This window comes from Pseudoalteromonas sp. SS15 (genome assembly GCF_049257195.1).
GTDB lineage: Bacteria > Pseudomonadota > Gammaproteobacteria > Enterobacterales > Alteromonadaceae > Pseudoalteromonas.
The window spans coordinates 806,571-820,736 of record NZ_JBMMUD010000001.1 but is presented as its reverse complement, the minus strand read 5'-3'; the positions used below and the strand labels follow the sequence as shown (position 1 = coordinate 820,736).

13 protein-coding genes are annotated in these 14,166 nt (G+C 40.3%); 9 read left to right on the top strand and 4 right to left on the bottom strand.

Features of this window, described 5'->3' with window-relative positions:
- Positions 1–30 precede the first annotated feature (30 nt).
- On the bottom strand, positions 31–378 hold the full coding sequence (locus tag AAEU28_RS03590; protein ID WP_138631348.1) for a winged helix-turn-helix transcriptional regulator: 348 nt from the start codon (positions 376–378) through the stop codon (positions 31–33).
- 104 nt (positions 379–482) lie between these two features.
- Here AAEU28_RS03590 and AAEU28_RS03585 point away from each other — a divergent pair, with 104 nt between their 5' ends.
- Entirely contained in the window at positions 483–1,250 is a 768-nt protein-coding gene (locus AAEU28_RS03585) for an SDR family NAD(P)-dependent oxidoreductase (RefSeq protein ID WP_421962975.1), read from the top strand.
- Between the two features lie 35 nt (positions 1,251–1,285).
- A complete protein-coding gene (locus tag AAEU28_RS03580) occupies positions 1,286–1,936 on the top strand; it encodes a cupin domain-containing protein (RefSeq protein ID WP_421962974.1) in 651 nt (216 codons plus the stop codon).
- Positions 1,937–2,043: 107 nt separating this feature from the next.
- Here AAEU28_RS03580 and AAEU28_RS03575 read toward each other — a convergent pair whose 3' ends face one another.
- Both AAEU28_RS03575 and AAEU28_RS03570 read right to left on the bottom strand, forming a co-directional pair.
- Positions 2,044–2,700 (bottom strand): NAD(P)H-dependent oxidoreductase, encoded by a 657-nt coding sequence (locus tag AAEU28_RS03575; protein ID WP_421962973.1) that lies wholly within the window; start codon positions 2,698–2,700, stop codon positions 2,044–2,046.
- A 203-nt stretch (positions 2,701–2,903) separates the two neighbouring features.
- Positions 2,904–3,851, bottom strand: coding sequence for a LysR family transcriptional regulator (locus tag AAEU28_RS03570; RefSeq protein WP_421962972.1), 948 nt, complete (start codon positions 3,849–3,851; stop codon positions 2,904–2,906).
- Positions 3,852–4,267: 416 nt separating this feature from the next.
- Here AAEU28_RS03570 and AAEU28_RS03565 point away from each other — a divergent pair, with 416 nt between their 5' ends.
- Entirely contained in the window at positions 4,268–5,269 is a 1,002-nt protein-coding gene (locus AAEU28_RS03565) for a zinc-binding dehydrogenase (RefSeq protein ID WP_421962971.1), read from the top strand.
- A 284-nt stretch (positions 5,270–5,553) separates the two neighbouring features.
- Here the strand turns inward: AAEU28_RS03565 and AAEU28_RS03560 are convergent, their stop codons facing one another.
- On the bottom strand, positions 5,554–6,096 hold the full coding sequence (locus AAEU28_RS03560) for an acyloxyacyl hydrolase (RefSeq protein ID WP_421962970.1): 543 nt from the start codon (positions 6,094–6,096) through the stop codon (positions 5,554–5,556).
- A 234-nt stretch (positions 6,097–6,330) separates the two neighbouring features.
- On the opposite strand from AAEU28_RS03560, the gene AAEU28_RS03555 reads away from it, so the two are divergent.
- The 6 genes from AAEU28_RS03555 (at position 6,331) to AAEU28_RS03530 (ending at position 14,161) form a co-directional block, all read left to right on the top strand.
- A complete protein-coding gene (locus AAEU28_RS03555) occupies positions 6,331–6,951 on the top strand; it encodes an MlaC/ttg2D family ABC transporter substrate-binding protein (protein WP_421962969.1) in 621 nt (206 codons plus the stop codon).
- A gap of 305 nt (positions 6,952–7,256) precedes the next feature.
- Positions 7,257–8,069 carry a PhzF family phenazine biosynthesis protein gene (locus AAEU28_RS03550; protein ID WP_421962968.1) on the top strand — a complete coding sequence of 271 codons (813 nt, stop codon included), beginning with the start codon at positions 7,257–7,259 and terminating at the stop codon, positions 8,067–8,069.
- 121 nt (positions 8,070–8,190) lie between these two features.
- Complete coding sequence (locus AAEU28_RS03545; RefSeq protein WP_421962967.1) at positions 8,191–9,825, top strand: methyl-accepting chemotaxis protein; 1,635 nt, start codon at positions 8,191–8,193, stop codon at positions 9,823–9,825.
- A 131-nt stretch (positions 9,826–9,956) separates the two neighbouring features.
- Entirely contained in the window at positions 9,957–11,291 is a 1,335-nt protein-coding gene (locus AAEU28_RS03540) for an MFS transporter (RefSeq protein ID WP_421962966.1), read from the top strand.
- A gap of 86 nt (positions 11,292–11,377) precedes the next feature.
- Positions 11,378–11,908, top strand: coding sequence for a TIGR00645 family protein (locus tag AAEU28_RS03535; protein ID WP_421962965.1), 531 nt, complete (start codon positions 11,378–11,380; stop codon positions 11,906–11,908).
- A gap of 252 nt (positions 11,909–12,160) precedes the next feature.
- Positions 12,161–14,161: a methyl-accepting chemotaxis protein gene (locus AAEU28_RS03530; RefSeq protein WP_421962964.1), complete on the top strand. Its 2,001-nt coding sequence runs from the start codon at positions 12,161–12,163 to the stop codon at positions 14,159–14,161.
- Positions 14,162–14,166 lie beyond the last annotated feature (5 nt).

The window sequence follows — 14,166 nt, the reverse complement described above, 5'->3', positions numbered from 1 at the left end:
AATGCTTATATGCATCTAAAGAGTTTGACTCTACTCGTTTTTTAGTAAATCTATCTCAGATTGTAAGTTTTCTAACTGTTCAAGAATGGCTAAAAACTTTTCGCCAAACGGAGTCACTTGATATTCAACGCGGGGAGGGAGTTCGTTGAATACTTGCTTTTCTAAAATGCCAAACTCGACATTCCGTTTGAGACATTGATTAAGCACTTTAGTGGTTAGCCCCTCAACTTGACGGACCATTTCACCGGGGCGATTTATCCCTTCATCTAATAATTGATACACAGTTAAAGACCATTTACAGCCATAAATGGTTTCTACCATGCGTGCGCTAGATTGAGGCGCTAATTTTCTAGGAAATATTTTTTCGTTTGCTGTCATAAAGATGTACCAAAAAGTACCTACCTAACCAAATTGTGCTTACTATTCAGAGGCTTTTCGTAAAATTAATATTATCACGACTTTTACAAACAAGAGATGTGATTATGAAATTTTCAAATGCAGGTACAGTGATGATTATTGGCGGTTCAAGTGGCATGGGGTTCGCGACGGCAAAGGCACTATTAGAGCTTGGACTTAAGGTAGAAATATTAGCGAATAATTCAGACAAACTCGATAAAGCCGTCAGTGAGCTGAGCCGTTTAGGTCAAGTCACTGGCATACAAATCGATTTATATGACATGGATGCTGTACAGGCACTAGCGAGCAAAATTACAGCATCGTCTACACACTATGGTTACTTAGTGAATGCGGCTGGCTACTTTTCACCGCTGGCTTTTGTTGAGCACACTTTAGCTGATTACAATCAATACCATGATTTAAATAAAGCGACGTTTTTACTGACCCAAGCGGTTGTCAAGAATATGCAAAAATCGGGTAGCGGTAGCATAGTGAACATAGGTTCTATGTGGGCAAAACAAGCCATCAAAGCGACGCCTTCGTCAGCGTATTCAATGGCAAAAGCGGGCTTGCATGCTTTTACTCAGCATTTGGCTATGGAACTCGCGGACGACAAAATTCGCGTTAATGCGGTGTCTCCAGCTGTGGTTAAAACCCCGATTTATGGCTCTTTTATTGCGCCTGAAGACATAGACACTACGCTAAACCGTTTTAATGCATTTCACCCAATCGGTCGAGTGGGTGAGCCAAATGATATTGCTAACAGTATCGTCTTTTTATTATCAGATGATGCAAGTTGGATCACAGGCAGCATTTTAGATGTGGACGGCGGAGTGATGGCGGGAAGAAATTAATACATTGAGCACCTTGTGCTTTGTAGGAGATAAATATGCTGAATATGAATTTTCTAGAACGTTTAGTGATAGAAACAGCAGATATGCCTTGGCAGCCTAGCCCTGCTCAAGGTGTGTGGCGTAAACCTTTAGAGCGCGAAGACAAAGAGTCAGGACATGCCACAAGTATTGTGAAATATGACGCGGGCTCAGCTTTTAAGCCACATCCTCACCCTATGGGTGAGGAAATCTTTGTGCTAGAGGGCGTGTTTTCTGACGAGTTTGGCGATTACCCAGCAGGGACCTATATCCGTAATCCGCCAAACAGCGTTCATGCACCATTTAGTAAAGAGGGCTGCGTTATCTTCGTTAAGCTCAATCAGTTTGACGAACAAGACATAGAGACTGTTAGAGTTAATACCTTTGATACCGATTGGCAACAAGGACAGGGTAACTTGCAAGTCATGCCATTGCATAGTTTTGTTCATGAACACACTGCACTAGTGAAATGGCCTGCGGGCGAGCAATTTGTGCCCCATAAACATTTTGGAGGTGAAGAAATACTAGTCCTGAGTGGTGAGTTGATTGATGAGCAAGGAAGGTACCCAGAAGGCACATGGTTACGCAGTCCTCATATGAGTGAACATCACCCCTTTGTGGAGCAAGAAACCATTATTTTAGTCAAAGTGGGCCACTTGCCTCTTTGACATATTATGCGTATTGAACCTTGAGTCTGATAAAGCGCTTTATCAGGCTAAATTAGGCGGAAGAAATAAAGTGGTAGTTGCCTAATTAGCAACTACCTATATAAAATTTAAATCACGCTAATGACTGCTTCACGAGGTAAGCGCGCTTTAGGCAAGCCATGATTCCAGTCTTCTCCGTCTTTGTGATAACCGATTGCAAGGGCAACTTCACAGATATGCCCGTCTAGCTCTTCTTTAAATAATTCGCCCAATAGCTCAGAGTCAACACCTTCCATTGGGGTAGAGGCAATCCCCATTCTGGCAAGTACATGCAGTAAATTACCTAGGGCTAAATATACTTGCGCTTTTGTCCAAGCGCCGTTGTAACCAGTTTCATCGGTGTTCATTTCTGCAAAAGCATAAGCGCCCATAAAAGTGTCATACATTTCAGCAGGTAAATGACCAGAACTCACCTCGGCATCGACACGTTTACTGAACTTTTCTTTCGTAAATTGAGGGTCGTAAGCCAATAGAATTGTATGCGAAGCTTCTTTAGCATGAAGCTGATTAAACTGATGCTTGTTGGCAAAGCTATCATGCAATCTTTGCTTTGCTGCGTCGCTTGCAATGACGATAAATTTCCAAGGCTGAGAGTTTATAGATGATGCCGACAAGCGAAGTGCTTCGAGAATAATGTTTAAATCATCATTTGAAACTTTCTTCGTTGCATCGTATTTTTTAACGGTATAGCGGCGGTTTAAGTCTTCAATAATCTGCTGTGACATAGTGTCTCCAATTCGGTTGAATGGGTTATTGGCGATTATTTTAACTTGAGTTTTTAAAATGATAATTGCTTGTATACATGAAACACTTTCAATAAAAAATTGATAATAAAAACCAAATAGGGTTCTGGTTTGTTATTTATCACCCATGCTGATATTGAAATATTACTTCTAGGCAACGCAGAAAATGAAAACCCTAATTGGCGCTATTTTTGCTGATAAAGTCGCTCTATATTTGGAATGTTTCTTTCCCAAATAGGTGTTTTATCACCAATGTAATGTCTTGCAGCATCTAAAAACAATCGCGTTCTGACAGGTAAGTCTCGATGTGGATATACGGCATACATGGCACTGTAATCAGGTAAATTCACGTCGGTCAAAATTGGCACTAAATCACTTTCTTCCATAGGTTTTGCAAAAAAGAAAGCGGGAGCAGTCATAAAGGCATTGTGTGAAAGCACTTTTTCAACTAATGCTTCACCGTCGTTTGATTTAAATACTGGGTTTATAGGCTGTTCTTGAGGTTCGCCTTTTTCATCTATGTAACTGATAGATTCAAAGCGTATATGTGAACTCGAATAGGCCGCAGCAGGTAGTGATTCTAAGTCGGCCATGGTTTTTGGCTCACCATAAATTTCTAAAAACTGCTTAGTGGCTAGGATAAGCATACGATTACGAGCAATTTTACGTGCTATAAGCGAAGAGTCGCGAGGCTCACCAATTCTAAACGCTAAATCAAAGCCTTCAGAGACCATGTCTACGACTCTGTCGTCGTGTCTTAAATCTATGGTGACTTGCGGGAAGCGCTTTTGAAAGTCATTGATCACAGGCATAAGATAAAACTTACCAATGTAACTCGACGCTGTAATGCGTAGCAAACCGCGAGGTTCTTGGTGGTAGTTTTCAGCAAGTTGCACTGTATCTTGTAGCAATAACCTAAGTTCAGTGGCTTTTTTTACCATCTCAGCGCCGGCAGCAGTCAAAGAGAAAGAGCGAGTTGTTCGGTTGAGCAGGCGCACACCCAAATCTTCTTCTAATTTACTCACCTGTTTTGAAATAACAGAACGATCAATGTTTCTAAGCTCGGCAGCTTTTGAAAATGAACCTTGTTCAACAACTTCAAGTAACATGATCAAGCGACTGGTTGTATCCACGATGCGATCCTAAAAATCAATATTGATGATAGTTTGGCACCAATGAAAGCGTAAAACTAGATAAATAATCTACAAATAAAGCATAAATTATAAATTTAATGGTTTCATTACCTTATGTTGACAATTGTCGCAGTGAGGTTGTTGAACTTGAATTGACGTGTTTTAATAGCAAAAAGCGACAAATTAGCAGTTATACCATTCCTCAATAATACTCAATCATTTTGAGGGACTAAAACTGACGCTAGCTTCGTTAAAAATTTCTTATTTAGAACAACTAAATAGCAAAATTTTAGCCTCGCTATCGACTAGTTTTCCTTGCCTCAAAATAGATCACTTAATTAAGAGGATTGGTATTATTTTGCAATAATTAGCGTGTGTTGATATCAACAACTGATTCTTTTAATGACAGGAAATGTATGTCTGCAGTTAACAATTCAATGAAAGTCATAGAACTCGTTCAGGCCGGAGAGGCTTTCGACTTGCAATGTGCTGAACGTCAAGTACCACAATTGGGTGCGAATGAATTGCTGGTGGCCATCGATTATGTTGCTTTGAACCATGTTGACGCGCGATTAGCTCAGACTGGCTTTTCACAATGGCAGTACCCGCATGTGTTGGGGCTTGATGCCGTGGGTACTGTGGTTGATGCGCCAAAGGGCGTTTTTCCGAACAAAGGCTCACGTGTGCTATTTAACGCCTGTCTATCTCAACAGGGCATGTTAAAAGAATATGCAGTGGTGCCTAGCCACAGTGTTTCTGTGGTCCCTGATGAAGTACCTAGTGAGGTTGCTGTATCTTTACCCAATGCTGGTATGGCCGCACTTATCGCCTTAAACAAACTGCAGTTGCAATCGGGTGAATCTTTACTGATCAACAGTGCACAAGGCGCGGTTGCTCACTTCGCGATTCAATATGCCAAACAGCAAGGCGCGCAAGTGTATGCATTTGCACAAAAGCCTCATCAGAAACGCCTTGAAAAATTAGGTGCAGATTTAGCGTTTGATTGTGAGCAAGAAGGTGTTTGCGAGCAAATTAAAAGAGAAATTGGCAATGCGGGATTTGACTGCATCATTAATACCCAAGGCGGTGAAACTTTCTTAGAAGATTTACAACATCTGCGTTTTTGTGGTCGTATTGCGTGTCTAAATGGTTTTAGCACTATCCCTGAACAGTTACTTTTTGAGAAAGCGCCTAATATTGGGGTAGTCTCAGTATCAGGAGCTTGGCTTTCAAATAGTTTATGTGCACAACAACATTTGCGTTTTATGGGTGAGCAGCTTTTACAAGACGTTGCACAAAAACGCATTCAGGCGCCAGAATTAAACATAATCGATTTCGAGGTGGCCGCAGTGCGTGACGCCTTGTCTATGTTGTTAACTCAAACTTGTACAAAGCGACCGATTATCAAAATTAGATAAGTTCAGGTCTTTATAAAAAAAGGGTTGAGCAGCTAAGCCACACAACCCTTCAACAGCTTTTGGGAAACATAATACCAACCCTCAATAATCCTCAATCATTTTGAGGGACTAAAACTGACGCTAGCTGCGTTAAAAACTTCTTATTTAGAACAACTAAATAGCAAAGTTCTTGTCTTGCCTACATGGATGTTGGTACCTCAGCGATAGCAGGACGCGAGAGCGGTGCTATCGAATAGTTTTCTTCGCCTCAAAATAGTTCGCTTAATTAAGAGGGTTGGTATGAACTAAAAATAGCTGGAATACGAGAGTGAAATAAAATCGAGTCCTGGATTTGGGCTTTTGAACCCCGCATTTGAGTAATGCATATACCTGACGGCCACTTTGGCATTCCCCAAGTCATAAACCAGTCCGAGCCTGTCTTCAAATTGATAATGGGTGCTGACGTTTTTACCAGCAAAATGCGTGTCGTCTAGCAGTGCAAGTCCAATACCGAGTTCTAAATAAAGGGGTTTTTCATACCAAGTTGTAAGCGGGTATTTGAATACAGGCGTAAGAGCCAGAACAAAGTTAGTATCGTGGTTGCTTTTTGAACCTCTACCAGCAGCTGAATAATTCCAAAAGTTAATGCTGGTCTCAAAATGTAAGTCAAAGTTTTTCCAAGCATCAGGCAGTAAGTTTTCAGGGTGATACTGATAAGCCAGCTTGATCCCATCTACGTCTCCTTCGCCATGAATATAGTGAATAGCATAACCGTGCTTGTTATTTGCAAATGCTGTTGAAGTAAATGTCAGTAAGAAGGCGAGTGCCAATAAACGCAGTAAATTCATAGTCAATGTGAACCTCATCATTTCAATGAGCGTATTTTCACAAAGCTATTTGTGTTTATATGCAAACAAATGTGCACGATATTGATGCTGAAAACGAAACAAAAGTAAAAATAATTGAAATATATAGACTTTTTATTGGTGTGCATTTTTGGCAACAAAAGGGTGCAAAATTGCGTCTTTTTCATCATTAAACAAACTCGTATCATGCACTCACTAACTAAACGGGGACACATTATGAAAACTGCAATACAGTATTTATTTTTTTCGGTATTAATTTTATTCAGTGCGTACAGTGCTGGCGCGGGTTCTAAACAAGCAAATACCGAGACACCATACACATTAATTAAATCAGTCGGTGATCAACTGTTTATCGATATTGCTAAGTTGAAAGACTTAGAAGAAGACACAAAACGTATTGAACTTAAAAAGCTAGTCGGTGCACAACTGATGCCGCACATCGATATTAAATTTGTCTCTTTTAAGCTGCTTGGCAAACACGTCAGAGAAGTAAAACGTGAGCAAGCGGTGAGTTTTATTGATGCGGTTGAACAATATTTAACGGGCACGTATGCCAACGTGTTAATGAGTTACAAAGGCCAAGAAGTACGTTTTATTGAACCCGTTTTAGACAGCAAAAGTAAGTTCGCCTCAGTTAAGTCTGAGATTGTAGAGCCTGGCGCTCCGAGTATCGACATTGTGTTTAAGTTCAGAAAAAACAAGCAAGGCGAATGGCAAGTTTACGACCTAGTTGCTGAAAGTATTTCACTGTTGAATGCAAAGCAGAAAGAAATTGTCTCTCGCATTAGTGAAGTGGGTATAGATAAAGTAACTAATGAATTGATTGCTAAGAGCTAATTCAGTTTGCAGTCAGAAATAAGTGAGTATATTGAAGTTGATTTTACAGAGTCAGTTACTTCTCATTAAGCCAGTTACTTATTATTTAAGTAACTAAATGAACTTAGTTCCATAGTTGTTATTTAACAACGCTCTTCAAGCGGGCAGTCCCCTTTAATTGCATCCCTTCGCAGTTTTGCCCGCTTATTTTTCTTTTAATTCCATTGCTAATAACCACCAAAATTGTATGCATAACACTTAATCACTTCACTTGTTTTTTAATCTCAGCTAGTTTCTAGATAATTAAAGATAAAGTGAATGGAATTATGAAGTTAAATATCGACATTGTGGATGCTTTTACATCCACTCAGTTTGGTGGCAATTCAGCGGCAGTGATCATCACAGACACTTGGTTAAACGAAAGCCTAATGCAGGCCATCGCTACAGAAAATAACTTATCTGAAACAGCATTTTTAGTGCCTGTTGAAACGGGCGTTTATGATATTCGTTGGTTTTCTCCACTGACCGAAATTGCATTTTGTGGTCATGCAACTTTAGCATCAGCGTTTGTGCTTTTTAATAAAAACCCAACTTTTCATCAGGTAACACTGAGCGCACCAGCGGTAGGCTCTATGCTTATCAACAAGTTAGATAATGATTATATTGAAATGGATTTTCCGAGTTTTGCACCAGAAACTATTTCAGATATACCAGAAGCGCTCATTGCGGGTTTATCGATAAAGCCTCAACAGGTACTAAAAAATCAGCAAGCCTATTTTGCTATTTATAACACTGAGCACGAAGTTAGAACGCTAGAACAAAGTTCTGAGCAACTTAAACAATTGGCACCGTTGGATGTGGTTGTGACTGCTCCAGGCGAAAAACATGATTTTGTATCCCGTTATTTTTGGCCTGCGAATGGCGGTGATGAAGATCCGGTAACGGGCTCTATTCACACGGGGTTAGCACCTTACTGGTCTCAAAGGCTGAATAAAACTGAGTTGAAAGCCTATCAGGCATCGAAACGAGGTGGAGAGCTATTGTGTGTGGTTGAAGGCGAAAGAGTGAAGCTACGAGGGCAGGCTGTGCATTACTTATCGGGTTCAATTACAGTCGATGAAAGGCAAAATTTGTCATAAGTCAAAAGATGGGTTGATCACCCTTGTCGGAACAATCCAAGAACTGTTAATTTAGTTTTCGTGTCGAAAAACATGCCTCTAGAGCCACATTGAGCTCAGGGATTAATGCTTAAGGAAAATCATGGAAACAACACTGCGACAGCTCTCTGTCAAAACGCGATTGTGGGCGCAAGTTAGCGCTTGTTTTGCTGTAATTCTTGTCATTACTTTTTTGATGCTTAATTCGCTGTACAGTGAATTAAAGCAGTCTAAGCAGCTTGAAACTCAACATATCGTTGAAACAGCTCATGGCATAGTGAGCTTTTACGCAGAGCAAGTTGCCAGTTCAAAAATGACGCTTGAGCAAGCGCAAACTGAAGCCAAGCAAGTTATTGAAGCAATGCGTTACGCTGATGACGAGTACTTGTTTATTTTAGATACCCAGCACACCATGCTGATGCACCCGATTAAACCAAGCTTAAATGGCACTAATTCTGCTGCTATGAAAGATCCCAATGGTGTGTACTTTATTCGAGAAATGGTCAGTGCAGCGACGCGCTTTGGTGAAGGAACAGTGCAATATATGTGGCCAAAAACGCCAAATTCGACGCCGATTGATAAAATCTCTTATGCAAAACAGTTTTCGCCTTGGGGTTGGGTGATTGCCACTGGCATTTATATCGATGATGTGCAAGAGACTTACTGGCAAGAAGTGTCGACTATGGTAGTGCTCATTGTCATCATCGCCATTATATCAATTATTATCACTGTTAATGTATTACACAGTATTATCAACCCATTAGACAGAATAGGCAGCACCATTCAAAGGCTTGAAGAAACGGGTGACCTAACGCTCGCGGTTGATACCCAAGGTAAAGATGAACTTACACAGATTGCTGTGGGGCTGAACAACATGGTGTCTAGCTTTAGAGATATTGCGTTTAGTAGTAATGCCTCTGTTGAGCAATTGAATGTTTCTACTCATAGCTTAGAAAGCGTGGCCAACGACACCAAGCAAGCGATGGCCAATCAGCAAATTGAAATCGAACAAGCCGCCACAGCCATGAATGAGATGACAGCGACTGTCTCAGAAGTGGCGCATAATGTTGTAAATACCGCCAATGCCGCCCATAAAGCCCATAAAGAAGCGGGTGAGGGCATGGCGCTGTTAAATATTGCCATTGAGGCAATCAGCGGTTTGGCTAATGAAGTAGAAAAAGCGGCGGCGGTGATTCATAAACTGGGTTCAGTGAGTGAAGAAATAGGCAATGTCACCACGGTCATTAATGCCATTGCAGAGCAAACGAATTTGCTCGCACTTAATGCTGCAATTGAAGCTGCAAGAGCAGGTGAGCAAGGTCGAGGCTTTGCGGTCGTTGCTGATGAAGTTAGGGCACTTGCACAAAGAACCAAAGAATCGACAGAAAGCATTCAAGGCATGATTGAAGAGCTGCAAAAGTATTCTCACGATGCGGTTGTGGTGATGGAAGAAGGACAAGTTTACGCTGAGCGTACAGTTGAGCAAGCACAAAATGCGGATCATGCCTTAAAAGAAATTGTAGAAGACATTGCCATTATTAATGAAATGAGTACGCAAATAGCAACGGCTTCAGAAGAGCAGTCTGCAGTCGCTGAAGAAATAAACCGCAGCATAATCACAGTAAGTGACCATACCTCTTCAACTGTTGATGCAACAAAAGACATTGCTTTGGCGGGCTCAGAGCTTAAAGCGTTGGCTGTAGACTTAAAAGCACACGTATCGAAATTTAAAGTTTAACTTCCCCTTTTAAGCCGAACTTAACCAGTAGTAGTTCGGCTATTTTCTCTGCAATAGATAATTTCATAACAGCGCTTGGCAAAGCTGATTAGTTGCTCTAGTATCACAAAAAAAGCGTGCAAACTTTTGTAATGAAATCATTTATCTCTTTATATTTCACCAATCTATTTTTAATTAGTGGCACTGGCTTATTAACCACTTATTTAGCGCTCTATTTAGGTCAAAAAGACGTTTCGACCTTTTGGATTGGTTTACTTACCTCATGTTATTACTTGGGTCTTTTATTAGGCTCAAAGCTTGGTTATCACTTTATTAAATCGGTTGGTCATATTCGTACTTTTGCAGCAAGCACTGCCGCAGTTGTCGCTTGTGTTGCTGCGCATGGCGTCAGCGATAACGTTTATTTATGGCTATTTCTTCGCTTGTGTGTTGGTTTGGGGATGATGGCCAATTACATGGTGTTAGAGAGCTGGCTTAATGAACAAGCAGAGCCTGAGTCTCGGGGTAAAGTGTTTTCGTTTTACATGATCACCTCTTACATGGGCATGGTGCTTGGTCAGTTTGCATTATCAAGCTTTCCAGAGTTGGGCTATGCTCCTTTATTCTTGGTGTGTATGGCAGTTGCTGCGGGTATTATTCCCATTGCAATCACGCGACGTATTCACCCTAAACCCATCAAACCCATTCAAGTGAGTTTATTCGACTACTTTAAGAAAGTACCTCAAGCTCTCGCTGCGGTACTTTTTGCTGGCATTATCAACGGTAGTTTTTATGGACTAGCGCCCACTTTTGGCAGTGGTATAGGCTTTAGCTCTGCAGACATTGCAAAGTTTATGTCTTTCACCATATTTGCAGGCCTATTGGCGCAGTGGCCAATGGGTGTGATTTCAGACAAAGTACCTAGAAGTATTTTATTAAGAAGTAATGCAGTTGCTTTATGCCTGATCAGTATGGCAATTTGCTTATTACCATCTGAGCCGACAGTTTTGATGGCTTGTAGTTTTGCTTTTGGTTTGTTTGCGTTTACGCTTTATCCGCTTTCGTCAGCTCTTGCAAATTCACGAGTCAGTGATGAAGACCGAGTTGGTGTGTCATCTGCACTGCTTATGGTGTTTGGTGCAGGCGCCGCTTTTGGTTCAGCGATCATTTCAAAATCTATGACCTTTTTCGGCCCTAAGGCCTTATATGCATCTATCGCAGTACTCACCGTCTTGATGTTTGGCGTACTGACTTTCATAAACTCTCGTCAAAAAGTTGAACAGCCAGAAGCCAGTGATTATGTGGTGGGTAATTCAGATGTCACTAGTTCTCCGCTTGCAGCAGCGATGGACCCGCGGATCGAAGAAGAAATTGCGCATGAGCAATTGTTAGTTGTAGAAAGTGATGAAGAAGCAAAGGTTGATGACAGTTTAGATGACGGGCTTAAAGAGGCTGAAACTGGTCTTAGTGAACAAGGCAGTAAATAGTTAAATACATAAGTTGTTTGTCTAACTATTTGAAACAGGTGTTGTGATTAGACTAGAATGCCGAAAACTCTTTGATAGGTAACAAAATGAACGAGCCAAAGTCGTTTGGTAACAAACTGGAGCATGCTTTAGAGTCAACCCTTTTTAAAGGACGCTGGTTATTAGCGCCTTTCTTTTTAGGCTTATTGTTTGCTGTAATTTTGCTATTGATCAAATTCTTTAAGCAGTTATATACAATGACACTCACTGCATTCAATACAGCTAACAATGACTTGCTTGTTGGTATTTTAACTTTAGTCGATACCGCTCTATTGGCAGGACTGTTATTGATCATCATTTTTAGCGGCTACGAAAACTTTGTATCAAAACTCGATATTGATAATCATAGAGATAGACCTGCTTGGATGGGCAAAGTTGGCTTCTCAGGTCTTAAAATTAAGCTCATCAGCGCTATAGTTGCCATCTCAGCCGTCGAGCTATTAAAAGTCTTTATTAGTTCAGAATCTCTAAGCAATGAAGAGCTTGCTTGGAAAGTAGGCATTCACTTAACGTTCGTCATATCAGGCGTATTGTTTTCAATTACTGATTACATCAATAGCAAAACCCACAATCACTAGTCATTAACTTAATCAGCCACTGAATTTTAAAAAGATTGAGTGGCCTTCTTAATTTTTGCCTCTCTTTTTTGTTTATAAATCATTCATACAGAGCCTGTTTTCTATCATTTTTAAGTTTATGAAGTAAAAGGCTTTACTCTTTGCTTAACAAAACACTAATATTATTTTATTAGGAATAATTGCTTCAAAATAGTTTGGATACGTCCTATATTTTAAAGCAGTTAACTTTTTATTAAAAAATAAGTTGCCTCTATGTTTCTAGCAGTAGCCAAAAAGATTTCAAGTCACCTCACTTTAGTTGTTCTTTTACCCTGTATTTTGCTTGGCGCCATCATTACTTACGATATGAGTATGGCATTTAAGAAAATGAATAATGCCTATGACGCTGAGTATAATGCCTTCCTTAGTCACGCAGTGTTGAGTATTGTTCATGAAACGCAAAAAGAGCGTGAGCTATCTGGCCTTTATCTGCAAGGTGTGCAATCAAGGCAGAGCGCTCAATTTAATAGTCAACAGCGCTCAACGGATAATTTAATTCAAGAGTTAGTTAAAAAGAAAGAGACATGGGCCTTAAGCAGTGTAATGCAGCAAGAGTTAAATGAGTTCTTACAGTTATTAAATAGAAGAAACTCGGTTAGAAATGGGGTTAATTCATCTTCAATTTCACCGTCAGACGCTGCTCAATATTACACGGATATTAGCCTTAAAGGTCTACATATTGTTATAAAGGCTTCACGACTCAGCAATGACCACCTTATTGCAAAAGAACTCGTATCAATTTATAACTTTTCCAATGCTAAAGAGTCGGCCATGCTTGAGAGAGCGGCGCTTTATGATGTGTTTCAGAAAGATAAAATGGCATACACTGATAAAGCGCTCTATATCAAACTACTCACTAAGCAAAGCGTTTATCTTGAAGAAGCTCTAGAGGCTGCACCTAAAGAGATGAAATCTCTGTTTGATGAAGTTCTATCATCATCATCTTTTTCTAGTGTTAACCGCTTTAGACAGATGATTAAAAATAAAGATTCGGGCTATGAAATAAATCCACAAACTTGGTTTAATGCAGCAACAACGCGTATTGAAGCGTTGAAACAAGCCGAAGAAAATGCACTGACCTTAGTTGATAAAACTGCCATAAGAATTCAACAAGATGCGGTTACGGTGTTAGTAGTCGAAGCAATCATATTTGTCGTTGGTTTTCTTATCACAGCAGCATTATTTTTATCGATTCAATTAAGACATCGTCAGTCAGAATTAATAGCTAAAGGTATTGATATAGCTATTAAAGAGCGCGACATGGCTGATGAGATTGAAGTATTAAGTTCTGATGAACTCGGTGACTCTGCAGAGAAAATCAATGCACTGACTAAGCAGTTTGAAGAGGATTTAATTGAGCTTGGTTTAGTTTCTAAAAAAATCACAGTATCAATACACGAAACTGCCGTGGCGATTAGTCAAAGCCAAGAAAACCTAGTAGAGCAACAAATGGGGATTCAAACCATTGCTTCAGCATCAGAGCAAATGAGTGCGAATATTCAAGTTATCGCAAGCTCTATGTCTGATAATTCACACGCTGCTAAAACCGTTGCCAATGAATCTTTAAATGGTCAAAAGGTAGTGAGTGAAGCTGTAGAAGTCATTCAAAGTGCATCTGATGATATGGCCCGTTCAGCGCAATCGGTTGATATTTTAAACGAGCGTGTTGGCAGTATCTCTAGCATGGTAGATATGATCCGAGAAATTGCAGAGCAAACCAATTTATTGGCGCTTAATGCGGCGATTGAAGCAGCTAGAGCGGGTGAGCAAGGGAGAGGCTTTGCGGTTGTGGCTGATGAAGTTAGAAGTCTCGCCAGTCGAACGCAAAAATCGACTGAAGAAATATCGTCTTTAGTGGCAGAGCTTCAAACAAGCTCAAAAGAAGCATCAAGTATTATTACCCAAGGTAAAGACAATGCATTAGAAGCTGCTAATCGAGCAGAAGAGATTAAACTGGCTTTAGCAACGATTGTTGAACAAGCAAAACAAGTTGAAGCGGTGACAGAAGCGGTTTCTTCAAACACTCAGCAGCAAAGCAATGCGATTGAAGAGGTAAGTAAGAATATCGTTGATATTTATCAAAAGGCTACTGAAAACGTTGCTGGGGCAGAAGAAATAGCCAAAGCGGCAACCAATATTGCGGGCTCAGCAATCGATATGGATGAAATGATCGAGCGCTATAAGGTCAGTAAAGAATGTAATTACGAGTATTAAATAAA